We start from the raw sequence: 566 nt of genomic DNA on the forward strand, positions 1-566 counted from the left end.
CATTTTGCAGTCGGCCAAAGATGAACATACGCTTACTGGCTACAAATGGGACAGGGTCTATCCAATATTGGCCAACGGAAAACTGCTGTTTCAATATTCCGATACCGTTGATAGCGCTGGTCAAAACAATCCCGACATTTATAAAAATAGGGTTTCCACACTGGACAAGAGAGTGTTGCATGATGAGCAAAGGATTGGCCTCTATCCAAAGATAGTTGCTGAACAATATTTTATCGATACTTCGCTGGCAGAAGGCGAAGAGATCAATCTTGATGCGCAGATTGGGGAGTTTCGCCAAGAACTCTCCGCTACCCCTTACAAAATTCGAGTTGTAAAAACCAGTCAGCACAGAACGTATATCGCTTCACTTGAAAAAGATTCGTATTTGTTAAAAAGTCGGCATCCCCAAATGCTTGCTCGTCAATTGGGCTCCACTGTTGTTCAGCCCCTTGGCGCTGTTTTGCATGAAGATGGTCTGGATACCCTGCTTTCTGTTCAAACACAGACAAGATTCAAGGAAACTAGAAACCCTTGGCTCCTGCGCTCGGACATAGTAAGCTTGGATC

General features: G+C 44.5%; 1 protein-coding gene. It reads left to right on the forward strand.

Annotated features, from left to right (window positions below):
- Positions 1–566 (forward strand): hypothetical protein (locus tag ACS8FD_RS23385; protein ID WP_439277610.1); only part of this gene is annotated, 566 nt, incomplete at both ends.

Source organism: Psychrobacter sp. 1U2 (assembly GCF_051847575.1).